The sequence below is a fragment of the Bacillus sp. CH_70 genome (assembly GCF_038007045.1).
Lineage (GTDB): Bacteria > Bacillota > Bacilli > Bacillales > Bacillaceae_G > Bacillus_A > Bacillus_A cereus.
In genome coordinates, this window is record NZ_JBBOWL010000001.1 from 2,659,385 (window position 1) to 2,684,439 (window position 25,055).

Here is a 25,055-nt window from a genome sequence, read left to right on the forward strand (position 1 = left end):
TCTCTCTCTCCCTTCTCATCGTTTTATTACACATGTAATAAAGATTGGTCTCCGATCATTTCTGATACAGTTTCAATTACTTTTTCTGGTGTTGGCAAATACAACTTTTCAAGTGGTGGTGAGAACGGAACAGGTGTATGTGGTGCTGTAATTCGTTTAATAGGTGCATCTAACAAATCAAAACCTTTATCCGCTACAATTGCCGCAATATCTGTTGCAATACTACATCTAGGATTCGCTTCGTCAATGACGATAAGACGATTTGTTTTTTCAACAGATGATAAAATAGTATCTTCATCAAGTGGTGATAAAGATCGTGGATCAATTACTTCTACTTCAAGCCCCTTTTTCGATAATTGCTTTGCAGCTGCAAGCGCTGTATGAACTTGCTTTCCGATTGCGACAATTGTTACATCAGAACCTTCCCGTTTAATATCTGCTTTTCCTAATGGAATTGTATAGTATCCTTCTGGCACTTCACCTTTCATATTGTAAAGTGTTTTATCCTCAAAGAAGATTACTGGATCATCATCTTCAATTGCCGCTAATAATAAGCCTTTTGCATCATACGGTGTGGAAGGAACAACAACTTTAATACCTGGTATGCTCGTAAATAATGCGTACAAACTTTGTGAATGTTGAGCTGCTGCACTAAAACCAGCGCCATGCATCGTACGTACTGTAACGGGTACTTTTGCTTTACCTCCAAACATATAACGGAATTTCGCACCTTGGTTTAATACTTGATCAAGACAACTACCGATAAAATCATTAAACATTAACTCAGCAATCGGACGTAACCCAGTTGCAGCAGCTGCCATCGCAGCTCCCATATAACCCGCTTCAGAAATTGGTGTATCCAATATACGATTTCGGCCAAACTCTTGTACAAGTCCTTTCGTAACACCAAGAACACCACCCCAAGCTTCATCATCTTGCAGATGATCAACTTGTGCACCGCCTGCAACATCTTCACCTATTAAAATTACATTTTCATCACGACGCATTGAGATTTTCATCGCTTCATTAATTGCAGTTGACATACTTACTGTTCTAGTCATAATTTTTCACCCTCCTCTTATTTGTAAGAAACGTATACATCTTTTAATAATTCTTCATCGTCTGGGTATGGACTATTTTCACTAAATTCAATGGATCTTTGTACTGCATCATCTACTGCGTTTTCCATATCAACAAGTTCAGATTCCGTTAATAAACCTTCATGAATTAAATGCTTACGGAAATTCACAATTGCATCTTTTTCATTTAAATGTTCTTCTTTTTCTTCTGATGTTTTATATGTTTGCGCTTCACCTTCGAAATGACCATAATTACGATATGTCATACATTCAATAATTGTTGGACCATCCCCATTACGCGCACGTTCCACTGCTTCTGCAGCAGCTTTATATACAGCTAGAAGATCTTTTCCATCTACTTGAACACCTGGAATATTATAAGCTTTTGCGCGATCAGCGATAGAATCACAACTTGAAGCATATTCAAATGTAGTTGCTTCACCGTAACCGTTATTTTCTGCAATAAAAATAACTGGTAACTTCCAAATCGCCGCTAAATTAACCCCTTCATGGAATGTTCCTTCATTATTTGCTCCGTCACCGAAGAAGCAAACACTTACATCTTTTGTTCCTTTATATTTAGCTGTTAATGCTGAACCGCAAGCAAGTGGGAAACCGCCGCCTACAATGCCATTCGCACCTAGCATTCCTTTATCTAAATCGGCAATATGCATGGAACCGCCTTTTCCTTTACATAATCCTGTCGCTTTCCCAAAAAGTTCAGCCATCATACCATTTAAATCACAACCTTTTGCGATACAATGTCCATGACCTCTATGTGTACTTGTAATACTGTCACTATCCGTTAAGTGGGCACATACACCAACTGCTACCGCTTCTTCACCTGCGTATAAATGAACGAAACCTGGCAAAACGCCTTGCGCGAACAATTCATGCACCTTATCTTCAAACTTACGAATTTCTAACATTTTTTCGTACATCCAACGAGCTTGTTCTTTCGTAATTTCATTCCCTTTACTTTCAGTTGTTTTTAACATGTCCAGCCCTCCTATTTTCTTGTTCGTCTTTTATATTGCAAGTATTGTGCCAATTTCGAATCCTTGTTTTAATAGGTTTTCTCTATCTTTAAACAATAAAAAAGTGGACAAAATGAGACGTTTGTCTCGTTTTGTCCACTTTTGTTCCCTTAATAAGAGAATTGTTACTTTATTCATTATCAAAGCTCTTCTGTAATTTTCGGATGTAAATAATTTGACCAATATGATATGCATTATGAGTTGTTACATTCGCTAGCACTTCCCACCACTTTGCAGAAACAGGAAATCCCACTACATCACTTTCAACCTTTTCTTCATTTATGAGATTTTGCCATTGTAACAGTTTTTCTAGTAGTTTTTCCCGTAATTCATCGAAAGTTTGATTATCTGAGAGCATAAAACTTTTGTTATTATCTCCTATAGCGGGTACTGCATTCACATTTGATTCTTTATACCTAGTTTGCCACGTAGAGTTCCAATACAGTAAATGTTGTACGATTTCAGCTATACTATTACTCTCTTCATTCGGTTTCCAGAAAGCTTCCCTCTCAGATAAATCCTTAACTGCATCTGAAAATGGCATATACCAACTGGGATCATTTGCATTCGCTAATAGCTGATCTGCTAATACAGCTTTTACATGGACCATTTTTCTTCCCTCATTTCATTATCATATTAATATACACTACTCTATATACGCTGATTCCCTATAATCTCCTTTTTTACATACAAATTCATTTCATACTGAATGTAAGAATAATAGATTTTCTTATCATAACTCGTTATGATAAAAGAAAAAGAAAGCTGGCGAAAAATGAATAAAAAAATCGCAATAATTACTGGAGCCTCAAGTGGATTTGGACTATTAACTACACTCGAACTCGCAAAAAAAGATTATTTAGTTATCGCTACAATGCGAAACCTTGAAAAACAAGGAACCTTACTATCCCAAGTTACTCAACTTAACTTACAGCACAATATAAAAGTTCAACAATTAGATGTAACAGATCAAAATTCTATACATAATTTCCAATTGTTTTTAAAAGAAATTAATAGAATAGATCTCCTTATAAATAATGCAGGATATGCAAATGGGGGCTTTGTAGAAGAAATCCCAGTAGACGAATATCGAAAGCAATTTGAAACGAACCTTTTTGGAGCTATATCAATCACTCAGCTTGTTTTACCATATATGAGAGAACAAAGAAGCGGAAAAATCATTAATATAAGCAGCATTAGCGGCCAAGTTGGATTTCCTGGTTTATCTCCTTATGTATCTTCAAAATATGCATTAGAAGGCTGGAGTGAATCGCTTCGCTTAGAATTAAAACCTTTCGGAATAGATGTCGCTTTAATTGAACCTGGTTCTTACAACACAAATATATGGGAGGTTGGTAAACAACTAGCTGAAAACCAATCTGATACAACATCTCCTTACAAAGAATATATGGATAAAATACAAAAACATATTAATAGCGGTAGTGATACATTTGGTAATCCGATAGATGTTGCTAATAAAATCGTTGAAATTGCTGAAAAAAAGCGTACTACTTTACGATATCCTATTGGAAAAGGTGTAAAATTTATGATCTTTACGAAGAAGATTCTTCCTTGGAGATTGTGGGAATACCTTGTTTTGAGAAGCTTTAAGAAGATGTAATAAACTTTTTGAAAACTATTTTGAAAGAGGTGCTAATTAAATGTTAGGTTTACCGTATGGGGAAGTGTTTTTAGTGCCGTGGACTGAAGAATGGGAAATTGAGTTTATGAAAGAGAAACAAATCATTGAGGAACAAATTGGCGAACATATTTTAGCGATACACCATATTGGTAGTACTTCTATTCCATATTTAAGTGCAAAGCCAATTATTGATATAGCAATTGAATTAGAAAATTATACGGACGGTATACATTGTATTAAAAAGTTAGAACTACTAAACTATAAATATAGAAAAGAAGTATTACCCGAAAGATACTACTTTAATAAAGGTGAACCAAGAACTCATCAAATTCATATGTATGAACAAGGGAATACATATTTAATAGAACAATTACAATTTCGTGATTACTTAATAGACAATAAAACTGCACGCATGCAGTATGAACAGTTAAAGATTCAACTTTCACAAGCTAATCCTACTGATAAACATAAGTATGCAGAGGATAAAACTAATTTCATTACATCTATATTAACTAAAATAAATGCTTAAATAAACAAGAAACCATTTAGTAGTAAATGGTTTCTTGCTTATTAGTTATTTCATTATTTGTACTATCAAATTTTTATTATACAGCAGGTGGAAAGAAGTAAAATAGTATCGAAGTCATAAAAATAAACGTGAATACCCCAATTATCGAAAATATATATTCTTTCGATTCTTTATCATACTTCCATTCCATCAATGCTCTTAAGATTAACGTCCCACCTAAATAAGAAAAAATGACATAAGCGATATTAACACTTTCAAATTTAAAGATAAATATAAAGCTAGTTATTAAATAAATAAAAAGTAGTCCTATTTCCAATTTTTTATGTAAACTATTTACATGTTTCTTATATCCCCAAAAACCACCCTTGGGCATATTCAATTTTTTTCTTAAAAACTTATCGAGAAAGTAGACAGCTATACAAAAAACAATAGTTATAATCCAAAAAGTAGAAGCTCCCATTTTCACCCCTCCTATTATTTCATTTAATTACTTGAAATAAATTGGACTATATTACGGTTATCCCCTTCTAAATAACTTATGATGCCTTCAGGATATGTCGGCTTCTCCTGTAATTCCTCTAGACTTTTCCAAATTAATATAATATCCTCATGCTCTTTATGCCTTATTTCATTTGTAATGATTTTTTCAACAGTCCCCCAATGTATCAATGTACAATGATGACCATTTTCGTTGCCCCACTCAAAAATATGTTCATTTACAATTGCTAACTCTTGAACATCAACTTTCAAATCGTATTCTTCTATTAACTCTCGAATTATTGCTTCTTTTGACGTTTCACCAAATTCAATAGAGCCACCTGTAAAACGATAAAATGATTCATTCTCATCACATTGTACTAGTACTTTTGAATGTTCGTCGTTTACAATCATTACTTCAGCACGTAATTTAGGTATTTTCATTTTGTCACTCCGTTCATTCCACATATGATTAAATCCAATAACTATAAAAGAAGAGATTAAACATAATTCCTGTTATTATTAATAATGGAACTGTCCCTAAAGAAATGACATATTCCCTCGATTCTTTATTAAATTTCCACTCCATAAATGATTGAAAGCAGTATAAAGTTATTAAAAATAAAATGGGTAAATTACTAATATAAACGGGATTTAAAGTAGCACATATCATCGTAACAATTATATAAGAAATAATAAGAGCCCTAGTGCCCCATTTATGAAAGTTGTTTACATATTTACTATTCCAGGCAGTTTGTTTCGGTATATTTAATTTTTTTCTCACTACTTTTTCCAAAATAACTACAAATATGATCCATAATACTAATAAAATTACTTTAACTAAAAACAGTGATGTCTCCTCCTTTACCTTTTCTCCGGCTGATTACTCGGATACGTAGCACTCTCTTTATTTTCAACGTCCCAACTAATTATAGTCGCACTATCGCGTCCGAATTGATGATGAACGTGCTCTAATACATGATGAACACTTTCTTCAAGTTTTTTATTATTTCTATTCATATTATTATACAGATTTACTGGCGTTTCATATCGGCGTTCCCCGCATTCTAATACTCCATCTGTCACCATTACAATTCGGTTCTTTCCAGTACGTAATTCACGAATACCTGATGAATAACAAGGAACAGGTAAATCAAATGTGTTTACATTTCCAATCCATTCGTAAAAATGACGTTGATTTAATGCATATTGTCCTAACTTATGTAACTCTTCGTGAAATACATAAACTAAACAATCACCAATAGAAAGCCACCATATATAATTTTCTTTTCTTACACATAGTAAGCAAGCTGTTTCACCTTGTATTCTTTTGCACTTTTCCTTAAATGAAGATGACTGAAAAATTGTAAGTATATGATTTTCAACAGACTGAAATACTGTATCAATTGGTTCATTCAAAATTACGCTTATATTTTCATATTCTTTTTCGATTGTATTTACTACTAAATCAACACTTTCTGCACTATTATGTCCATCTAATATAGCTGCAAATTCCCATTCACCATTTGACCAAACTAATGCACCATCTTCATTCTTTTTCGCTCCAGCACTTATATTCCCGCCATATTTACCAAGTACAATATCACCATATTGCTTAACTGAAATTTCTCCTAAACACATTTCTATATTTCCAACCCATGAATATTGTGTATTATTTGTTGTATGCATACTCATTTACCATATACTTACGTATTCTTTCGCATAGTTTTTTTATTTTCTCTTCATCACCATATGGTGCACCAGTCCATTTCGCTACTTCGGTTGGTGACCAAAATTCTTTTGGTGTATTGGGATAACGTGGAATAATGTGCATATGCATATGTGGTACACCATTTCCTGAAACAAAAGTGTAAATATGCTCTGCACCTTCGCTTTCTTTTAGCGCTTTACTTACTCTACTTGTTATAAGTCCGAACGCTTTCGCTTCTTCATCTGTTAGTTCAGCAAGTCCAGGTACATGTCTTTTTATATCTATCATTACATAACCTAGGTATGTTTCTTCACTATCCCAGTAGACATGTCCAACGTAAACGAGTTCATCTTCGTAAATAGCTCTACCTGGAACTATAATATTTCCTTTATGTTTTTCGCAAATGAAACAGTTTTGTTCTATTTGATTGTTTGTTGACATATCCATCACCTTCCTTTTCATATATAATAGCACAAAAAAAGGAAAAACAGGTTTCGTATTCCGAATTTTCATTCTTTTGATACAACAATTTTTGAAATGAATTTACATCTCATTATTTCTTCAAAAACGCAATCCCAATTATAATCCCAATCACAATTCCGATTATTAAATTATTTGTAAAGTGCCCTTGAAATACACCGATTACAACCCCTATACCGACACCTATTGCCAAAGCATCATTTCTTTTTTTTTTTTTAGCCAAAATTGCATCTCCTCCCATCATTTCTCCCTAAACAAAATACATTCACTTAAATGTATTAATATACGCACTATCTCGCTTGAATCTTTTCAAAAAATGCACTTTAACTTCATATATAATATTTTCCATTTTCTGTACATACTCCTTTTATAATGAAAAAATTTCAAGTAACCATTAAATATATATAGGCATTTACTATAAGAAAGATCCGTAATTTATTGAAGGAGGAACGATTCAAATGCATCCTCATTGGAATCCAAATATAAATCAACAGTATGTTTATTCCCCCATCCTTTAAGGAATACATTGCATCATGATTCACAATATATGATGCAGCGCATCGCAAGTCTTGAAAGTCAGTTAGCTAAATTAATCTCATTAATTGAAGAAAATAATCAATTAATTAAATCCATGGAACAACAGCAAAACCAAGTTTGTGCACCAGCTGGAGGTTCTGTTATCGTTCGTATGTAAACTGGATGCAATAAAAAACACACTTTGTAGTATAAAAGTGTGTTTTTTGGTCATTATTTTCTTTTCGTATGGAACCCTTGTGTAATTCGGTCTAATATAATTGCGATTACTACGATAGCTAATCCAGCTTCAAATCCCATTCCGATATTAACTTGTGTTACCGAGCGATATACATCAACTCCAAGTCCAGGAGCTCCTACAAGTGACGCTGTTACAACCATCGATAACGAAAGCATAATACTTTGGTTCACACCAGCCATAATCGTTCCGGTAGCAAGTGGTAATTGTACTTTAAATAGTTTTTGTGATGCAGTGGATCCAAATGCATTCGCTGCTTCAATTAAATCTTCTGGAACTTGTCTAATTCCTAAGTCAGTAAAACGAATTGTGGGTGGCATTGCAAAGATTACTGATGCAATAATTCCAGGTACTACACCTACTCCGAAAAATGTGATCGCTGGAATAAGGTATACAAATGCAGGCATTGTTTGCATAAAATCTAATGTTGGTTTTAAAAATTTTGAGAAACGTTCATTTTGAGATGCTAATATACCAATTGGAATTCCGACAATAATTGAAATAATAACTGACGTAAGTACGAGTGCCAATGTTTGCATCGTTTGTGCCCAGTAGTTAATATTCAAAATAAATAATAATCCAATAAGCGTAAAAATGACTAAAGATAGTTTTCTCGTTGTGTACCAAATGAGGAAACATAAGATAATAATCATCAATATGGCAGGAATTATTATTAAAAAATTAGTGAGTAAATCAACGAATCCACCAATAATATAAGAGAATCCTCGGAATAAGCCTTCAAAGTGCTCATATAAACTTGCAACAAATGAGTCTACCCATTCCCCTAATGGAATACGCGGTATACTATTCATCGTCTTTCACCTCTTCCTCAATGTTTCCTGCAAGAGCTTGAATGACACTTTCACGTTTAATAATTCCTCTTAGCCTTTTCTTCTCATCGATTACTGGTAACGGATATTTCATCTCCGCCATTTTTGCATACGTCTCTTCCAGTAAAGTATCTAAATACACATGCGGAATATCATTAAGTAATAAATCAGCAATCGGCCACTGTTTTTGTACTGCCTTACTCGCATCATCCGCAGTTAATATACCTAAAAACTCATACTTTTTGTTTACAACATATACAGTTGAAACACCAGCATTCCTCATAATTTGAAGGGCTACACGAGGTCCACGATCAATTAATAAAGTTTCTGGTCGTTTTAAAATAGACTCCGCCGTAATTACTTTTCCTAAATTCACGTCCGCAACAAACTTTTCTACAAATTCATTAGCGGGGCTCATCATAATTTCTTCTGGCGTTCCAATTTGAACGATTTCTCCATCTTTCATTAATGCGATACGATCTCCAATTCGAAGCGCTTCATCTAAATCATGCGTAATAAATATAATCGTTTTTTCCATTTTATCTTGCAACTCTAACAATTCATCTTGCATTTCTTTTCGAATAAGTGGATCTAATGCACTGAATGACTCGTCCATTAGTAATACATCTGGATTATTCGTTAGCGCCCTTGCGATTCCAACGCGCTGCTGCATACCACCACTAAGTTGACTTGGATAATTATCTTTATGATGATCGAGTCCTACTAACTGTAGCGATTCTAACGCTTTTTTCTCTCGCTCTTCAACCGGAACTCCTTGTATTTCTAACCCATATGCAACATTTTGTATAACCGTACGATGCGGAAATAGAGCGAACTTCTGAAATACCATACTCATTTTCGTTCTTCTTACTCTCCGTAACTCTTCTTTTCCCATCGTTGCGATGTCTTCACCATCTATGTATATATGACCTGCGGTTGGTTTAATCAATTGATTTAACATACGAACTAGCGTAGATTTCCCGCTACCAGACAAACCCATAATAACGAAAATTTCTCCAGAGTATACTTCAAACGTTGCTTTTTTCACACCAACGTTCATTCCTGTCTCCTTTAAAATTTCCGATTTACTTTTTCCTTCTTTCAATAAGGAAAGGGCTTTTTGCGGATGTTTCCCGAATACTTTTGTTACGTTTTCAACACGCACCTTTGTATTATCCATGTCACTACTCCTTTTCTACCCATCTATTCACATAGTGTTGCGATTTTACAAAGAAATATTACATAAAAATGACATTCATAAGATTTCTTTAAAATTCTCGTTTCCGTTCATAATAAGAATGCTTACTTATACATTTATTTTATAAGGCAAACGTTACTTAGGAGGTTTTCGATGCGAAAGAAAATTTGGTTTATATGCCTTGCATTATTTATTACTATGATTTTCACTTCATGTAATGCAACAAATGCAAATTCGAAAGGAAAAATTAAACTTGGTGTAACAAGTTGGAAAGAAAATATTGCAACTGCAAACATGTGGAAAGTTTTATTAGAAGAAAAAGGCTACAAAGTTGAGCTTATGTATTTAGAAAAAGCCGCAATTTGGACTGGTGTTGCTCGTGGCGATGTTGATGCGAATTTAGAAGTATGGCTACCAGTTACAGATAAACCGCTAAACGATCGTTATAAAGATGATATTGTCTTAAAATCAAAATGGTACGAAGGTACTGGACTAGGTTTAGTCGTCCCTTCTTATATGAAAAACATAAACAGTATCGAAGATTTAAATGCTCATAAAGATGAACTAGATAATAAAATTGTCGGTATCGAACCCGGTAGTAGTCTTATGAATTTAACGAATAAAGCAATGAAAGAATATGATATAAAACTAAAACTTGTCCAATCCTCTGAAGCTGCGATGATGAGTGAACTAAAGAAAGCATATACAAAAAAGAAACCAATCGCTGTTACGCTTTGGAATCCGCATTGGGGTTTTTCAGAATTTGACTTGAAATATTTAAAAGACCCTAAGAAAGTATATGGTGAAAAAGATGACATTTATTACTCCGTTCGTAAAGGTTTCGAAAAAGATCACCCAGATGTTATAAAATACTTTGATAAATGGAAAATGAACGATGAACAGCTCGGTACGTTAATGGTCATGTTAAATAAAACAAAAGATCCTGAAGAAGCTGCGCGAAAATGGATTAAAAAAAATCAAGCATTAGTTGATGAATGGGTAAAGGATTAATAAAAAGGCTAGAGAATTAATATATCCTCTAGCCTTTTTCATCTTATTTTTTCGTAACAACATCATCTACAATCCCATATTCCTTCGCTTCTTCTGCAGTCATAAAATAATCTCTTTCTGTATCATGTGCTACTCTTTCAATCGGTTGGCCTGTTTTTTCTGCAATCATTTTATTAATATCATGCTTTAACTTTAATATTCTTTTCGCAGTTATTTCAATTTCTGTTGCTTGCCCTTGTGCACCACCAAGCGGCTGATGAATCATAATTTCACTGTTAGGGAGCGCAAACCGTTTTCCTTTTGCTCCAGATAATAATAGCAATGCACCAAATGATGCCGCAAAGCCCATGCACAGCGTTTGCACATCTGGTTTAATTAAATTCATCGTATCTAATATTGCAAAACCTGCTGTCGTTGAACCGCCGGGGCTATTGATGTATAAGAATATATCTTTCTCTGCATCTTCTGCTTCTAAAAATAATAATTGAGCTACGACACTACTCGCTACTTGATCATTAATTTCTGAACCGATAATAATAATGCGGTCTTTTAATAACCTTGAATATATATCATAGGAACGTTCTCCTAATTTTGTTTGTTCTACTACATATGGAATTGCATTCATTTTAAATCCCTCCAATACTTGTTATGCTGCGCAAAGCATACAACTGTAGGAAGAAGGTTGTTTCACATTAAATAATAAGACTGGCTGTTTAGATGGTAACTTAGTAAAATCTATTGACGGAAGCAGTTTCGTTAATAATTCCGGTCTCTCTTCTCGAATAGACGTTACTACAACTTCCATATCATCTGTGAATTCGACTATCTCGACCCCTTCTTCACTTACAGTTTTCAGCCTATTTCTACTCCGAAATAAAGAAGCTTTCACTGCACCTTCTGATACAGAACACACTTTAGCAATATCAGCGATACTATATTGAAAAACATCTTTTAATAATAAAATTGCGGATTGCTGTACATTTAATGAAGACAATACTTTCCCTACCATTTCATGCAAATCTGCAATGTTCTCATGTGGTTCTTCAAAAGTGATTTGTTCTCTTATTTTTTCCTGAACAGACTTAGACTTCATCTGATCTAACCAACGATTTCTTGCTATTTTATAGACGAGTGTCATACAAATATCTTTATTTCTATATTTTTGAAGCACTTTACACACTGTTTCTTGGGCGAGATCTTCCCCATCCCATTTGTTTTTCGTTAAAAAAGTACAGTATCTTTTTAACTCTCCATATTGTTCAATTAAAAAGTTTATATTTGAATGATTCATATCGATACGGTTCTTTAAAACATGAGTTACTTTTGTGCACAAAATAACCACTCCTTTTCAGCGCTTACTTAATAAACGATTCAACATTAAAAAAAGTTACGGGGATATAAAAAAATAATGTTTATGTTCAATAATTCGCGGTCATAAATATGTTATGTACAATTTTACGTGAGGAGGAACAAATTTGCCAAAATTAACAATTGAAGGTGCGGGAACATTTGATGTAAAAGAAGGAACGAAGTTAGTATTAGCAATTGGAGATAGCGGTGTCAACATTCTTCATCGTTGCGGCGGGAATGCACGTTGCACAACTTGTAGAGTAGAAATACTAGCAGGTGATTTCTGTGAAGCGAGTGCGAATGAGAAACATGCAATGACGGAAAAAGGGATTGAAGATCATTTACGATTATCTTGTCAAATGCGTGTACATAAAGATATAGTCGTTCGTCCGGTACTTACAGTTGAAAATTCAGGTCTTGATGCTGGACCGCGTCCGGCGGAGTAAAGCGATGAATTTAAAACAGCTCGCTGGCGAATATGCCGCTAACTTTGTAAATGATGGCATGAAGATTGGGCTTGGTACAGGTTCTACTGTATATTGGACAATACAAAAATTAGGTGAGCGTGTAAAAGAAGGATTATCATTTCAAGCTGTACCGACATCAAAGGAAACTGAAGCATTAGCGCATCAACTAAATATCCCCCTAATTTCGTTAAACGACGTACAAAGTCTTGATCTTACAATTGATGGAGCGGATGAAATTGATTCAAATTTACAACTTATAAAAGGCGGTGGCGGTGCATTACTTCGTGAAAAAATCGTTGCCTCTTCCTCTAAAGAACTAATTATCATTGCTGATGAATCGAAACTTGTAACACATTTAGGTACTTTTCCATTACCTATTGAAATCATCCCTTTTTCATGGAAACAAACCGAAAATAAAATTCAGTCTTTAGGATGTCAAACAACATTACGTTTGAAAAATAATGAAACCTATATAACCGATAACAATAACATGATTATCGATTGTATATTCCCTAATCCTATTTCTAATCCTGCCCATTTACACACTCAATTAAAAATGATTACTGGTGTAGTTGAAACAGGGTTGTTTATAAGTATGACGAGTAAAGTAATTATCGGCGCTAAAAATGGGATAAAGGAATTGTAATAAAAGCTAACTTTTTAAAGTTGGCTTTTTAGTATGTTCTTCTCTTAATAGCGCTTTATTATGATATACTATGAAAACACAAGCTGATTACACTAGAAAGGACTGAACATTTTGCAATCCAAACTTATAACAGAACTTGCTGATTTAGAAACTGCCTTTCATATTCGAAAAGAAGTATTTGTAAAAGAACAAGGTGTCCCTCTTGCAGATGAATTCGATACATTCGATGAAATCGGAGAGCAATGTAAACATATTTTAGTTTATTATAATGAGCTTCCTGTAGGTACAGGGCGTATACGATTTGTTGATGGCGTCGGAAAATTAGAACGTATTTGCATTTTAAAAGATTATCGTACATACGGATTAGGTAAAGTTATCATTCAAACGTTAGAAGAAATTGCTCGTAACGAACAAGCTACAAAAGTGAAACTACACGGGCAAACACAAGCTGAAGGATTTTATAAAAAATTAGGTTATGAAACTTCTTCTGATATATTTATGGAAGATGGCATTCCACATATACTTATGACGAAAATGTTATCATAATAAAAAGGGTAGTGTATGAATCTTATGTATTCATACACTACCCTTTTTTATTAATAGAAAAGTGAATTCTCAAGATTCCCTTTTTCATCAAAGCCCATCATCTCTTAGTTCATATCTAGGTAAAGCTTACACTGTTTTCCATAATGATAATGCATAAATCCAGTTCGGATCACCATTTCCTTGATAACTCTGGACTGCTTCATATACTTTTCCTTCGTGTAGAACTCTATCTCCCTTTTTATATGCTTTTTTTGCATCCCACGCTTCATATGAAGCGCTTTCGGTTTTTGTAGTAATTGTGAATATATCACTCTGTACGGATTCATTTCCAGCTACATCAACAGCTAATACTACATATTTATAAGTAGTATTAGCGAGCAGATTTTTATCCATATAAGAAGTTGTATTGGATGTTGCAATCTTTTTCATTGATCCTTCTGTTTCTCTATAAATATCGTAATGGTCTACACCAATATTATCGTCAGATGGACTCCACATTAAATCCACACTTGACGCTGTCGTTCCCATACTATGTAATCCTTTTGGTTGTGTTGGTGCTTCTGTATCAGGAATCTCATCTGTTGTTTTTACTGTAAGCGCTGTACTTTCTTTCGATACATTTCCAGCTGAGTCAATTGCTTTTACAGTATAAGAGTATTCTGTGCTTGGTTGTAATTTCTTATCAATAAAATGAGTGCCTAGTACTGTATCGATCATCTCTCCGTTTCGGAAGATTTGATATCCTTTTACCCCTACATTATCCGTAGAAGCGTTCCATGTTAGTTCTACACTATTCGCTGTTACTTTTTGCGTCTGAAGTCCATTTGGAATACTTGGCGCTTCTATGTCTGGTTTCACATCATTAATAAGATTAACATCAATTACATTATAGAATGCATTTGCTGTATCAGCTACATCCCATACTGCTAAAATCACATGATATCCACTACGATCAGTAGGTATATTGATTTTATGAGTTAAATTATTTGAAGCTGCAGAACCATCATGTTGTACAGTTCCAATTGGTTCGAAATCTGCTCTTGTTAGCGCTTTATTTGGATTCCATCCTTTTTTAGTAATATAGTAATGCCACTTACTCGTTAAGTGAGGCGCAGTATACTTCCAAGTAAATGTATTTTCCCCACCAGTAATTGTATTTTTAAACCAACGATTTGCTGTTTGTTGATCTAAAATACCGCCAAATTTTCCGCCTGCTGAAGCAATTTGTCCATCTACTGGACCACCTTGTGGGAACCCTTTTGGAGCTTCTAAACTTTGTGGTTCATACATAACACTTCCACAGTTTACATTTAGCGCACCATAAGTTGGACTACATAAAGCGGATCGGCTACTAGGCTTTTCAACAAAACCGTGCGCATAAGCATTTTGAGGAATAAGTGTCGTACTAATAATTCCAGCTGTTAATGCTACAGCTCCTAAACTTTTTTTGTTCATTTTCATATTTTGTAGTTGTTTTAAAAATCGATTATTCATGTTCATGTCTCCTTCTTGTTATACTTTGTAGTGGAATGTGGGCTTTGATGTAAAAGAATAACAAGAGACAAACTTGTACCGATGTATGTGTTAATTATGCATACACCGCAGTGAAATTATATTTTTCTTGTGAAATATTTCACTTTATGAATATATCATGACATAGAAATTACCTGAGTATGTGCAGAAGTTGTGCAGAAACAGTGAAATTATTACTAACATGTAAAACTAAGTCCTAACATTTTAAAATACAATTTGAATATATTTATCTATCATCTTTACTTCATAATTGAAAATACATTTAACTGGTTAACTTTTATTCTTATACTTATATCTCTCAGTGCCTTAGTTTTAACCATACTAGATATTAAAAATAAGAATTATAAAGTTAAATAAAAAGCATCCTATTTAGATGCTTTTCTAATGTAGAATTTCATTTTTTTCACTGACCTACAAATATAAAAATTTCATCAACAGCTTCCTTATATCCACCTGATTTTTGGAAAGATTCCTTCAAATTCAAAGCAACTTCTTTATATGAAGGATTATTTAAAATTAGTTCCACATTTTCACGTAGTTGCTCTTCAGTTAATTCCTTCATATGTAACTGAACTCCCGCCTCAAGACTCTCCACTTGCTTTGCGACTACTGGCTGATCTGCACTTTGCGGTATTACAACGAGCGGAACCCCGTTATACAGTCCTTCATGCGCACTGTTCATCCCGCCATGTGTAATAAATAGTTTCGTATATGTAAGCAGCTCAGTTTGGGGTACATAGTTTTTCACAATGAAGTTTTTAGGAATTTCGCCTAGATCACTTATTTTTGTTTTATTACCAATAGACATAACAATTGTATGCTCACTATTCTCAAAGGCCTTCATACACAGTTTATAAAAGTCAATCGCTTCATTAAAAACAGTACCTAATGAAATATAAATCGGACTTTTTTCTTCAATTGAAGTAAAATTAACGTCTCTGTTTTTCATTTGTGCAGAGATAGATGGTCCTACAAATTTATATGTTTCATCAAACGTATCACCAAAAGGCTGGAACTCCTTAATTGTATATACAATAGTAAGGGGTGCAGGATTACAGAAAACTTCATACGATGATTTTATTTCAACACCATATTTTTCAGCAATTCCCTTCGTTAAGTTTTGAAAATCATTCTGTATTTTATCATAAATTTCTACTGGGATATTTTTTGATAGATGACCTAACATTTGCTCAAAGGATTTTTCATCCTGCGCAAAAGATGTGCATGAATTTATGGCTGGAAGTTTAAGGATTTGAGCAATTAAATGGCCACAGCCAAACATAGAATCATGAATTATGTAATCAAAATGTTCACCTTCAATTTGTTCTAGAACGCTAGGTATGACAATATCCGCTGTATGTAGAAGGCCATTTATTCTTTCCTGTAAATAATTTCTGCCTCCAGATAGAAACGCTTTTATAAATTTTTGATCATCAATCGTTCGTACAGTAGCACCTGTCTTCTCAATCCGCTCCCTGAAAGCTTCTATTGAAAAATAAACGACCTCTTCACCACGAGAAATCAATTCATCTACAACTTGTAAAGTTGGATTTATATGTCCTTCTGATCCAGCATTAATAAATAAAACACGCGCCATAATAAACACTCCTTACGTTAAATCATTTCTATGTTGGCAAGAGTACGGATTCTCTCCATACTCTTTTCCTAGCTGTTCGTATCATGTTCCTACTAAATTGACCTAGCAAGTCTAAAACCGAGATCATCTATATGAAATGTAGGATGGCTTCGACGACGACAAGTAGCGCCGCACCCTCTCGCTGTTTCAGCCCAACTACCACCACGAAAAATGCGGTATGATCCGTACACTGTTTCATCATACAAATCATAACACCATTCCCAAACGTTCCCTAGCATATCATAAAGTCCCCATGCATTCGGTTCTTTTTGGCCAACGTCATGAATCTCTCCATTTGAATTTTCATTATACCACGCTATATCATGAAGTTTCCCGTATGTATATCCGGTTGTACTTGCTTTACATGCATATTGCCACTCCGCCTCAGATGGTAATCGGTAGCCATTTGAATCTAAATTACATTTCACAATTTGACCACCATCACTAATAGAATAATATTCTTTTAATCCCGCTTTTTTTGAAAGTACATTACAAAACGCAATGGCATCGTTCCATGAAATATTGACAACTGGTTTATGATTTTTATCAAAATTATTTAATGTACTATTTGTAATAGCATCATATAGTTCCATTGTTACAGCATACTTTGCAAGAAGAAATGGTTGAATTTGTACTAGCCATTCTTTTTTTATTCGATCATCTCTTAATACTACCTCTCCAGCTGGAATATTGACCATTAATGAATCGATTAGTTGAATTAAATCGTTAGTCATTTTCTATTCCTCCAAACGTTCATTTTATATGAAATTAAAGTCATATACTCATTACAAAATACAATTTTCAAAAAGCGTTAAATTTTTCATAATAAAAAACGATTAGTTTTATTAAACTAATCGGTAAGATTCACAAAGAATTTCTGTGTTACATTCTATAATTATATGTGCTCTAAAAATTTCCGAACCTCATTTGGAGATTTTAAAACAATAACCTTTTTCTCTTCCGGCAATTGCTCTAACTCTTTTAAAATTGTAGGTCGTTTAGCATTAGGATATTCCCATATCCATTTAAAAAATTGCAAATCAAATCTTTCTTCACATCCTGCGCCCATATCTGGTCTTGTTTTATTTCGGTATTTTACAATTCTTTTAAAAGCCCTATAAACACAAATTGTTCTATGAATATCAAGGAAGATAATTGTATCAGCTGCATTCAGTCTTATACCCATCGTCCCGCCGTAATTCCCATCAATAATCCATTTCTCATCTTTAATTAAGTTATTTTGAACTGTTATTTGTTCTTCTCTCGGAACACCTTCCCAATTCGGTTTCCAAAATAATGCATCAAGATGATGCACCTTAATATTTAATTTATTTCCTAACTGCCTTGCTAATGTAGATTTTCCTGAACCACCAGAACCAATTAATATTATTTTTTTCATACCTTTACGATACCTTCTATAACTTCTTCAATAGTTTCCTTATTAGCGAAAATCCAGAAGAACATTTCTTCATTTAACTTTAATAAATCTGGTAACTGGACAAAATAAGCAATAAAGATAATTTGAATTGAAAGCATAACATACCAAATAGCTTTTAGTTCTTCTTTCGTTAAATCATTTTGTTTATAATAACCTTCAAAGACTTTGCTAACGATATGTAACCATTTCCCTCTTAATCTTTCATCACTAAATAGCTCGCTTAATATACTTGTACAGCAATAACATAAATCAAATATTTTTACATTATTTTCTAAAATCTCAAAATCTATAAACCCTTCCAGTTTATCATCTTTAAAGATTACATTTGATAGATGCATATCACGATGAATAATTTGTCTCGGTAATGGATGGACCGTTTCCTTGAAAGCTGCGTGCATTCGCTCCATCTTTTGAATTACCTCTCGATGAACATACTCATTCTTTTCTAAAATCGGTATAGCCCATTCAAATGCCATCCTATATAAATCTCTTTTTATTAACTCATGGTCACTATTCACCGAATGTAATGCTTTGTGCAGATTAGCTATTTCTTCTCCAATTGTACTTGCTAGCCTTTCCAGCTTATTCGTATCTTTTATTTCTAAAACACTTCCGGCAACATACTCATATAAGCAATAATATTTTTCTTTATATAATACATATTGTTCATCATTTTCTGTCTTTACTACTCTCTGTACTTTAATTCCCTTTTCATACAGTTGCTTCAAAACATCGAATTCAACTAGAAGTTGCTTTATTGATCCTGTTTTCTTTAAAATATACTCTTTATTCTTGCATATAACCTTCGCTACTTTTTGTTGAATTACAGTAGCTGTGACATGTTCATTTTGAAACCAAAACTTTGCAATTTCCAGTGCTTGTTCCATTTACAAATACCCCTTTTACAATTCTTATGTCTTCCGAAAAATAACCTCACACAGTACTCCCACTCCAACACCAATTGTATAGGCCACTAAATCACTCCACAAAAAACCGTATCCCAACACGAGTCCGCCCAAAGTCGTTGCACGCATGCTATCTATCCATTCCGCATGATACAATTGGCTCGCTTCAATCCCGTAGCAAAACATTAAACTAATAAAAGCCAACTTCTTCGTCTCTGTTTTAGGAAACAAAAATCCAAAGCCAGTGAAAATCATTAATGCCCATAAAGCATCGCCTAAGTAATCATTTAATAGATGTGGTAGTGCAAAAGAAAACTTTCTTGAGCTAAGACCTAAAATAATAATAACTATAGTAAATAGTGCATATACTACTCTATTTCGTTTCGTATTCATTTTAAAGTCCCCTAATATGTAATGTAAAACTGTAAATAGCTAGTAAAACAAAGTTATTTTACTAGCTATTTATTAGTTGCTTTAATGATAAGAAAATGTGGATTCGTATTTAGATAATAATATGATTTTTCGTCTACTTCTTTCATTTTTTCAATTGCCTTCGGTTCTACTATCTCTTCTAATACAAAATAATTTGTAGTTTCATTTAGTATGTCTTGTAATGATCTTCTAAAAAACTTGACTTCAATAGTAATATTCGGTTTAACCCAAGTATCTATTAATAACTGTTTTTCAAAATAATTTTCACATGGAAACTTTGTGAAATCCATAAAAGGATGATGAATAGAATATATAAGTTCTCCACCTGGCTTCAATACACGACGAAATTCTTGAAATACTTGATTCCAATTTTCTATATAATGAAGAGTTAATGAACTTACAATCACATCATATGTATTATCTTTAAATGGCAATGTTTCTTGCAGATCATGACAAAGGAACGTTGCTTCTTCTCCTATATTTTCTTTTGCTGCTTTTACCATTTCAGGACTTACATCAATTGCTGTAACATTTGCTCCTCTTTTTATGAATTGAGAAGTATACCATCCAGCTGCACATCCAGCATCTAGTATCTTTTTTTCCTTCTAGTTCCTTTGGAATAAGCTCCATCATCGCCGGTCTTTCATAATAACTGTTATATGGATTTGCGAAATCTAGATTTTCTTTATATGTACTCGCTAATTTATCATACGTATCTTTAATAGAATCTTTCATTACACACACTCCTAATACATATTAATCTATTAACTCCTGCTGCTTTTTCTTTGAAAATGATTGTAGTACTAAATCATACGACCAATCAATCATTTTATTAATTTGCTCCTGCTCTATATCCTTATGAATATAAACAGTATTCCAATGTTTTTTATTCATATGATACCCTGGAATAATGGTTTCTGGATAATCTTCTCTTATTCTTAATGCGACTTCTGGATCACACTTCAATGTAATCGCAGCTTTTTCGCCTTCTTCATGATTTACTATCGCAAATATTTTATTATTAAGCCTCATACATGTTGCACTCCAACCATCTGGAGAATCTTCTGTCGCTTTTCTTTTCGATAAACAGTACGCTCTTGTTGCATTCATTTTAATTGGCACCTCTTATTCTTCCCTGTTTGATTACGATGCATCACAATTTGCTTCGTTGCTTGAAATTGCTGCTCACCGTAAAACTTTATTAGCTTCTCTCCGCAAAATAGACTAACAATATGAATATGAGATATTTCCTCGAGTAACATTGTAAGCATCTTCTCTCCAATACCTTTATTTCTTACACTCTCATGTACGACAACATCTTCAATGTATGCTCGAAAAATACCATCAGAAACGACTCTAGCAAATCCAACTAATTCATTTTCTTCCCATACTCCAATGGCTATGCTATTCTTTAACATTTTTTCAATATCGACTTCTTTTCTTTCTGGCCACCAACCGACAGAATCATAAAGTTTTTTTATTTTTTCTGCACAGATTGGTTGTTCTTGTTGCAATTTATACGTGTACATATTCTTTCTCCTATCAAACAGTATACATAATATTATTATAATCTCTTTTCAAAAAAGTGCTGACTATAACCTTTCGGATGATCTTCAACGACACCATACTCCCTGTAACCGTGCTTTTTATAAAATTCTGGTGCTTGAAAACTAAATGAATCTAGCAATATTAATCTACACCCTTTCTCCTTCGCAATCCCTTCAATTTCATGTAAAAGTTGGCTGCCATAACCGTCATGACGAACTGATTCATCAACCCATAAAAAGTCGATATGAAGGTGATAAAAATACATCGTACCTGTTACGCCACCAAAAATTTTTCCTTCTTCATTTTTTACTACGAGGCGTACTTCTTCCATCGTCTGTCTTGCCTCATCTGTTAAGATGGACATATTATATTGAATAACTTTATTTTTAATATATTCTCCTTCAGTACGTGTACCGTTCTTTATATGTTTCATTTATATTGCTTCCTTTCAGCTTAGTAATCTACATTTTATTTTTTCTCTTTAAAATACTAATACATACGAATCCACCATATGTAACAAAACATGAAAAGCCAATTATACCTGGTACAGAGACATATCCTACCCTTATGTAACTTATAACCGCAAAACAAACGATAGACAATAAAATAGATGGCCAAAATATAAGAGCTGTTTTTCTTCTTCCTCGTTGCGATGTACTTTCTTTCTCTCCAGAAACACGTGTGCCAAAAAGCAATACAATACAAATAAGGATCGCTGCAAAGTAAATTGTATCTAATGACAAATTGTGATCATATAGTGCGATTCCAACTTCAAGAGCAATAATCGTTAAAATTAAAATAATGATTGTTGAAGTCTTTAAGTTTCTTTTCAATCGCTCACTCCTAGCATGCTTTCACTATATTCTTTGTATATGTACTTTAAAACTGCTGCAAAAGCTTCATCTACCTCTGTATTTTCACGTCGATTCGGTAAATCTTTTCCCCCCATCACATAAAGAAGCGGAAATTCGTTAAACATTCCTATAATACCAATATTTATTGTAGCTGTGAGTAATCCACCTGTCATATGAGCTAAATGATAATATGGGATTTCTTCATACTCTCCTTGCTGTCTTACCATGCCGCTAATAATTGGTTCCCATAATTCTGGTTCTGATTTATAACCTTGAAAGGTTTGTATGAAAAGGGCAAGAACTTCACTTAATTCTCCAACATTTTTCTCATCTCTAGCATTCTCTTGTATATAAATTTTTGAAAAGTACGTTTGTGCGTACATTTTCACAGCATCCCATCCACCACAGTGCATTACAACTGACTGTGCAACGCAACTATCATGACAAGCAATCATTACCTCTACCGCTTGACTAAGTGTTAAAGAAGTTCTTCCTTGTAAATGCGGATATAACTGCGCACTATCTTCATGCGGATTAAATTTAATGTGATGAAGTATAATTCCAATTATGTTTATTTTCCTTCACCATTTGCGTTACTACAAATCCAATGACTAATTTTGCTGCTGATGCTAACGGAATATTTAATTCATTATTATATGAAGCAACTATCCGATTATCTTTTGTAGAATAAATTGCCATTCCCACATAATTAGATTGTACCTCTTTTATTTTATTTATAACAGTTTCCATTTCCATCCCTCTTTTTATATCGTTATATTAACTTCTAATATTTCAACATTGAATGTAAAAAAACTTTTCATTAGCTATTAAAATAAGAAAAAGGTAGCATGAATTTTTTCTTGCTACCGAAAAATATTTATTCTTCTATAGGATTTTCAGGACCGTTAAGTTCCAGCTGATAAAAAGCTAAATCTAGCCATTTATTAAACTTATAACCAGCTTTTTTTATTGTTCCTGCATGAATAAATCCATAGTTTTGATGCAAGGCAATACTTTTCTCATTCTCTGCATCAATTCCAGCAATTAAGGTCATATACTCTCTTTCCTTTGCAATTTTGATTAATTCTTTCATTAATGAAGACCCAATGCCATTTTTTCTATATGCCTTATCTACATACACAGAATGTTCAACTGAATATTTATAAGCAGGCCACGCTCTAAATGGGCCGAATGTCGCAAATCCTACTACTTTATTATCTAATTCATATACGAAAATTGGATACCCTTCAGCCTTTTTTTGTTCATACCAATCTATTCTATTTTCAAGGGTTACAGGTTTATACGCATATACAGCTGTTGTATAAAGTATCGCATCGTTATAAATATCTAAAATGTATGCTAAATCTCTTTTCGTTGCTTCCCTTATCATTGTTTTCTTCCTTTCATCATGTTCATCTTATTTCACTATCTTTTCAATAGTTTTATTTTATCGAAATTTCCGATTTTTATCTACATACGAATACTAGCTTTTCGGAAACCATCAAGTATATTTATTGCAGCAGATAACATGTAGAAGAAAATTCCTCCCCCAATGAGCCACGTTTTAAACTCCTCTGGGGAAATAGTAAATGCATTTGCCAAATACGTAATAAATCCTGCGTTTAATAAATGTGGATTTACTACAATTACAATGAATATGATTGTTCCGACTACTTGAAGAATAGCATTTCCAATTGCCAACCTTTTCGTCCATTGTCCCTGTACTAACTTATAAAGTGATATAGCTACTTCGAAAACGATCATAACCAAAATTAGGGGCCAGTATTGAAGCAAAACATCTTGATTAAACGTTGGCGCGACAAACTTCAATCCGTTTTCTGTACCATGATATACGCCTACAAGATGATTCGCATAAAAGTAAAGTGTAGCCCATATTGCTGTCCACATTAAACCTCCAAAAACTTCAAACTTTGAAATCGCCTTTTTCTTCGGGATATACGAAACATTTTTCAAGTCATCTGGTGTCCATTTTTTTAAGCTTGTTGTTAATGGGTGTGGATCCTTTTCTTTATCAGTTCTTTCTAAAATAGCAAATACAAGTGTTAACCAGAAAAATACATGGAGACCCACTTCAAAAATTTCCCCTATACCTTTACCTATCAATTGTAAAATAACATTTAATACCGCTTGATCACCATTATAGCCTATAAAATTTTCTGCAACCATTGAAATGAGCGCAATAACAGCTGCAATTGGTATAATCATTTTTAATAGCGTCGTATATACATCAAAATAACGTGGTCCAATTAAATGCATTGGTCTATCCAAGTACCCATTAGCCAATGAAACTGGACTTCCCAATTTTTCGAGTATACTCTTCACATCTTTCTCATTATAATCGTCTGGTAACATATCCTCTATTGTTGACCGTAGTTCAAGTGTAATATCTTCACGATTTTGTTCAGGCAATCTCTTCGCAACTTCATGGACATACATATCAATCAAACTCATTTTCGTCCTCCTCCTTTAATAAGTTATAAAGTTCTTTCGAATCCTTTACCCACTGCTTTTTCAATTGTAAAAATATCTCTAATCCATATTCACTTAAAACATAATACTTACGAGGTCTACTCTCTGTTTTATCCCAACTACTCGTCACTAACTCCTGCTTTTCTAATCGGCGAAGTAGTGGATATAAAGTACTTTGATCAATTGTAATCCCTGATTGCTCCAATAACTGGACAAGTGAATATCCGTACTGCGGCGTTCTTAATTGACTTAAAACAGCTAACGTTAATGTCCCTCTTCTTAACTCAGTAATTAACGAGTTTAATAAAGTATCCATTCACTCACCTCATTTCCATTACTATATGTCATACAGTATGTGTTTTATACTATGTATCGTACAGTATTAATGTGACAAAAACTATAATCATTTACCAAAAAACGGATAATAAAAAGCGCAAATTATAT

33 protein-coding genes and 3 pseudogenes are annotated in these 25,055 nt (G+C 33.6%); 7 read left to right on the forward strand and 29 right to left on the reverse strand.

Annotation, left to right across the window (positions count from 1 at the left end):
- Window positions 1-26: 26 nt before the first annotated feature.
- The 4 genes from acoB to N2V79_RS13475 are packed head-to-tail and all read right to left on the reverse strand — an operon-like array spanning window position 27 to window position 2,726.
- Window positions 27-1,061, reverse strand: a complete 1,035-nt coding sequence (gene acoB, locus N2V79_RS13460; protein WP_000198898.1) for an acetoin:2,6-dichlorophenolindophenol oxidoreductase subunit beta — start codon at window positions 1,059-1,061, stop codon at window positions 27-29.
- A gap of 17 nt (window positions 1,062-1,078) precedes the next feature.
- On the reverse strand, window positions 1,079-2,077 hold the full coding sequence (acoA, locus tag N2V79_RS13465) for an acetoin:2,6-dichlorophenolindophenol oxidoreductase subunit alpha (RefSeq protein WP_069355732.1): 999 nt from the start codon (window positions 2,075-2,077) through the stop codon (window positions 1,079-1,081).
- 30 nt (window positions 2,078-2,107) lie between these two features.
- The gene (locus N2V79_RS13470; RefSeq protein WP_001045412.1) at window positions 2,108-2,254 is read right to left on the reverse strand and encodes a hypothetical protein; all 147 of its coding nucleotides are present in this window, start codon (window positions 2,252-2,254) and stop codon (window positions 2,108-2,110) included.
- A complete protein-coding gene (locus N2V79_RS13475) occupies window positions 2,247-2,726 on the reverse strand; it encodes a DinB family protein (RefSeq protein WP_000233778.1) in 480 nt (159 codons plus the stop codon). Before N2V79_RS13475 ends, N2V79_RS13470 begins: the two co-directional genes overlap by 8 nt.
- A 165-nt stretch (window positions 2,727-2,891) precedes the next feature.
- Between N2V79_RS13475 and N2V79_RS13480 the strand changes: the two genes are divergently transcribed.
- Complete coding sequence (locus tag N2V79_RS13480) at window positions 2,892-3,737, forward strand: oxidoreductase (RefSeq protein ID WP_001034792.1); 846 nt, start codon at window positions 2,892-2,894, stop codon at window positions 3,735-3,737.
- A gap of 40 nt (window positions 3,738-3,777) precedes the next feature.
- On the forward strand, window positions 3,778-4,287 hold the full coding sequence (locus N2V79_RS13485) for a GrpB family protein (RefSeq protein ID WP_000901177.1): 510 nt from the start codon (window positions 3,778-3,780) through the stop codon (window positions 4,285-4,287).
- A gap of 76 nt (window positions 4,288-4,363) precedes the next feature.
- On the opposite strand, the gene N2V79_RS13490 is transcribed toward N2V79_RS13485, so the two are convergent.
- The 6 genes from N2V79_RS13490 to N2V79_RS13515 form a co-directional block, all read right to left on the reverse strand.
- Window positions 4,364-4,747 carry a DUF4181 domain-containing protein gene (locus N2V79_RS13490; protein WP_242806285.1) on the reverse strand — a complete coding sequence of 128 codons (384 nt, stop codon included), beginning with the start codon at window positions 4,745-4,747 and terminating at the stop codon, window positions 4,364-4,366.
- Between the two features lie 23 nt (window positions 4,748-4,770).
- Window positions 4,771-5,232: an NUDIX domain-containing protein gene (locus tag N2V79_RS13495; RefSeq protein WP_445661888.1), complete on the reverse strand. Its 462-nt coding sequence runs from the start codon at window positions 5,230-5,232 to the stop codon at window positions 4,771-4,773.
- Window positions 5,233-5,236: 4 nt separating this feature from the next.
- On the reverse strand, window positions 5,237-5,560 hold the full coding sequence (locus N2V79_RS13500) for a DUF4181 domain-containing protein (protein WP_003274417.1): 324 nt from the start codon (window positions 5,558-5,560) through the stop codon (window positions 5,237-5,239).
- Window positions 5,561-5,628: 68 nt separating this feature from the next.
- Window positions 5,629-6,453: a PP2C family serine/threonine-protein phosphatase gene (locus N2V79_RS13505; protein WP_197242660.1), complete on the reverse strand. Its 825-nt coding sequence runs from the start codon at window positions 6,451-6,453 to the stop codon at window positions 5,629-5,631.
- Entirely contained in the window at window positions 6,437-6,937 is a 501-nt protein-coding gene (locus N2V79_RS13510) for an HIT family protein (protein WP_242806282.1), read from the reverse strand. The genes N2V79_RS13505 and N2V79_RS13510 overlap by 17 nt, the downstream gene beginning before the upstream one ends.
- A 91-nt stretch (window positions 6,938-7,028) precedes the next feature.
- Window positions 7,029-7,196 carry a septum formation initiator gene (locus N2V79_RS13515; protein ID WP_242806281.1) on the reverse strand — a complete coding sequence of 56 codons (168 nt, stop codon included), beginning with the start codon at window positions 7,194-7,196 and terminating at the stop codon, window positions 7,029-7,031.
- 217 nt (window positions 7,197-7,413) lie between these two features.
- On the opposite strand from N2V79_RS13515, the pseudogene N2V79_RS13520 reads away from it, so the two are divergent.
- Window positions 7,414-7,649, forward strand: a pseudogene (locus N2V79_RS13520) (hypothetical protein).
- Between the two features lie 53 nt (window positions 7,650-7,702).
- On the opposite strand, the gene N2V79_RS13525 reads toward N2V79_RS13520, so the two are convergent.
- Both N2V79_RS13525 and N2V79_RS13530 read right to left on the reverse strand, forming a co-directional pair.
- Window positions 7,703-8,539, reverse strand: a complete 837-nt coding sequence (locus N2V79_RS13525; protein WP_001084752.1) for an ABC transporter permease — start codon at window positions 8,537-8,539, stop codon at window positions 7,703-7,705.
- Window positions 8,532-9,737: a quaternary amine ABC transporter ATP-binding protein gene (locus N2V79_RS13530; RefSeq protein ID WP_000370603.1), complete on the reverse strand. Its 1,206-nt coding sequence runs from the start codon at window positions 9,735-9,737 to the stop codon at window positions 8,532-8,534. Before N2V79_RS13530 ends, N2V79_RS13525 begins: the two co-directional genes overlap by 8 nt.
- Before the next feature lie 171 nt (window positions 9,738-9,908).
- On the opposite strand from N2V79_RS13530, the gene N2V79_RS13535 reads away from it, so the two are divergent.
- The gene (locus N2V79_RS13535) at window positions 9,909-10,766 is read left to right on the forward strand and encodes a glycine betaine ABC transporter substrate-binding protein (protein ID WP_001227615.1); all 858 of its coding nucleotides are present in this window, start codon (window positions 9,909-9,911) and stop codon (window positions 10,764-10,766) included.
- 43 nt (window positions 10,767-10,809) lie between these two features.
- Here the strand turns inward: N2V79_RS13535 and clpP are convergent, their stop codons facing one another.
- Both clpP and N2V79_RS13545 read right to left on the reverse strand, forming a co-directional pair.
- Window positions 10,810-11,391, reverse strand: coding sequence for an ATP-dependent Clp endopeptidase proteolytic subunit ClpP (clpP, locus tag N2V79_RS13540; protein WP_000991612.1), 582 nt, complete (start codon window positions 11,389-11,391; stop codon window positions 10,810-10,812).
- Window positions 11,392-11,412: 21 nt separating this feature from the next.
- Window positions 11,413-12,099 (reverse strand): RNA polymerase subunit sigma-70, encoded by a 687-nt coding sequence (locus N2V79_RS13545; protein WP_097997457.1) that lies wholly within the window; start codon window positions 12,097-12,099, stop codon window positions 11,413-11,415.
- Window positions 12,100-12,241: 142 nt separating this feature from the next.
- Here N2V79_RS13545 and N2V79_RS13550 point away from each other — a divergent pair, with 142 nt between their 5' ends.
- The 3 genes from N2V79_RS13550 (at window position 12,242) to N2V79_RS13560 (ending at window position 13,775) form a co-directional block, all read left to right on the forward strand.
- Window positions 12,242-12,562: a 2Fe-2S iron-sulfur cluster-binding protein gene (locus N2V79_RS13550; protein WP_242806280.1), complete on the forward strand. Its 321-nt coding sequence runs from the start codon at window positions 12,242-12,244 to the stop codon at window positions 12,560-12,562.
- 4 nt (window positions 12,563-12,566) lie between these two features.
- A complete protein-coding gene (rpiA, locus tag N2V79_RS13555) occupies window positions 12,567-13,229 on the forward strand; it encodes a ribose 5-phosphate isomerase A (RefSeq protein WP_242806279.1) in 663 nt (220 codons plus the stop codon).
- A gap of 111 nt (window positions 13,230-13,340) precedes the next feature.
- Window positions 13,341-13,775: a GNAT family N-acetyltransferase gene (locus N2V79_RS13560; RefSeq protein WP_001190868.1), complete on the forward strand. Its 435-nt coding sequence runs from the start codon at window positions 13,341-13,343 to the stop codon at window positions 13,773-13,775.
- A 126-nt stretch (window positions 13,776-13,901) separates the two neighbouring features.
- Here the strand turns inward: N2V79_RS13560 and N2V79_RS13565 are convergent, their stop codons facing one another.
- The 15 genes and pseudogenes from N2V79_RS13565 to N2V79_RS13635 all read right to left on the reverse strand — a co-directional run bounded on the left by N2V79_RS13565 (window position 13,902) and on the right by N2V79_RS13635 (window position 24,927).
- Window positions 13,902-15,269 carry a lytic polysaccharide monooxygenase gene (locus N2V79_RS13565; RefSeq protein WP_242806278.1) on the reverse strand — a complete coding sequence of 456 codons (1,368 nt, stop codon included), beginning with the start codon at window positions 15,267-15,269 and terminating at the stop codon, window positions 13,902-13,904.
- Window positions 15,270-15,711: 442 nt separating this feature from the next.
- Complete coding sequence (locus tag N2V79_RS13570) at window positions 15,712-16,905, reverse strand: macrolide family glycosyltransferase (protein ID WP_340719962.1); 1,194 nt, start codon at window positions 16,903-16,905, stop codon at window positions 15,712-15,714.
- A gap of 92 nt (window positions 16,906-16,997) precedes the next feature.
- Entirely contained in the window at window positions 16,998-17,678 is a 681-nt protein-coding gene (locus N2V79_RS13575; protein WP_000180345.1) for a formylglycine-generating enzyme family protein, read from the reverse strand.
- 161 nt (window positions 17,679-17,839) lie between these two features.
- Window positions 17,840-18,343, reverse strand: a complete 504-nt coding sequence (locus N2V79_RS13580; protein ID WP_000720561.1) for a DNA topology modulation protein — start codon at window positions 18,341-18,343, stop codon at window positions 17,840-17,842.
- The gene (locus N2V79_RS13585) at window positions 18,340-19,269 is read right to left on the reverse strand and encodes a phosphotransferase enzyme family protein (RefSeq protein ID WP_069358081.1); all 930 of its coding nucleotides are present in this window, start codon (window positions 19,267-19,269) and stop codon (window positions 18,340-18,342) included. The genes N2V79_RS13580 and N2V79_RS13585 overlap by 4 nt, the downstream gene beginning before the upstream one ends.
- Window positions 19,270-19,293: 24 nt before the next feature.
- A complete protein-coding gene (locus N2V79_RS13590) occupies window positions 19,294-19,680 on the reverse strand; it encodes a ribosomal maturation YjgA family protein (protein ID WP_001093456.1) in 387 nt (128 codons plus the stop codon).
- 65 nt (window positions 19,681-19,745) lie between these two features.
- Window positions 19,746-20,454: pseudogene (locus N2V79_RS13595) on the reverse strand (class I SAM-dependent methyltransferase).
- Window positions 20,455-20,475: 21 nt separating this feature from the next.
- Window positions 20,476-20,829: an MmcQ/YjbR family DNA-binding protein gene (locus N2V79_RS13600; protein WP_197242566.1), complete on the reverse strand. Its 354-nt coding sequence runs from the start codon at window positions 20,827-20,829 to the stop codon at window positions 20,476-20,478.
- Window positions 20,826-21,248, reverse strand: a complete 423-nt coding sequence (locus tag N2V79_RS13605; RefSeq protein ID WP_242806277.1) for a GNAT family N-acetyltransferase — start codon at window positions 21,246-21,248, stop codon at window positions 20,826-20,828. The genes N2V79_RS13600 and N2V79_RS13605 overlap by 4 nt, the downstream gene beginning before the upstream one ends.
- Before the next feature lie 35 nt (window positions 21,249-21,283).
- Window positions 21,284-21,700 (reverse strand): GNAT family N-acetyltransferase, encoded by a 417-nt coding sequence (locus N2V79_RS13610; RefSeq protein ID WP_061457337.1) that lies wholly within the window; start codon window positions 21,698-21,700, stop codon window positions 21,284-21,286.
- A 28-nt stretch (window positions 21,701-21,728) separates the two neighbouring features.
- Window positions 21,729-22,100: a hypothetical protein gene (locus N2V79_RS13615; RefSeq protein WP_000827997.1), complete on the reverse strand. Its 372-nt coding sequence runs from the start codon at window positions 22,098-22,100 to the stop codon at window positions 21,729-21,731.
- Window positions 22,097-22,871: pseudogene (locus N2V79_RS13620) on the reverse strand (serine hydrolase). Before N2V79_RS13620 ends, N2V79_RS13615 begins: the two are co-directional and overlap by 4 nt.
- Before the next feature lie 127 nt (window positions 22,872-22,998).
- On the reverse strand, window positions 22,999-23,511 hold the full coding sequence (locus N2V79_RS13625) for a GNAT family N-acetyltransferase (RefSeq protein WP_000617522.1): 513 nt from the start codon (window positions 23,509-23,511) through the stop codon (window positions 22,999-23,001).
- Window positions 23,512-23,591: 80 nt separating this feature from the next.
- Entirely contained in the window at window positions 23,592-24,593 is a 1,002-nt protein-coding gene (locus N2V79_RS13630) for an HAAS signaling domain-containing protein (protein ID WP_242806276.1), read from the reverse strand.
- Entirely contained in the window at window positions 24,580-24,927 is a 348-nt protein-coding gene (locus N2V79_RS13635; protein WP_000380296.1) for a PadR family transcriptional regulator, read from the reverse strand. Before N2V79_RS13635 ends, N2V79_RS13630 begins: the two co-directional genes overlap by 14 nt.
- Between the last annotated feature and the right edge of the window lie 128 nt (window positions 24,928-25,055).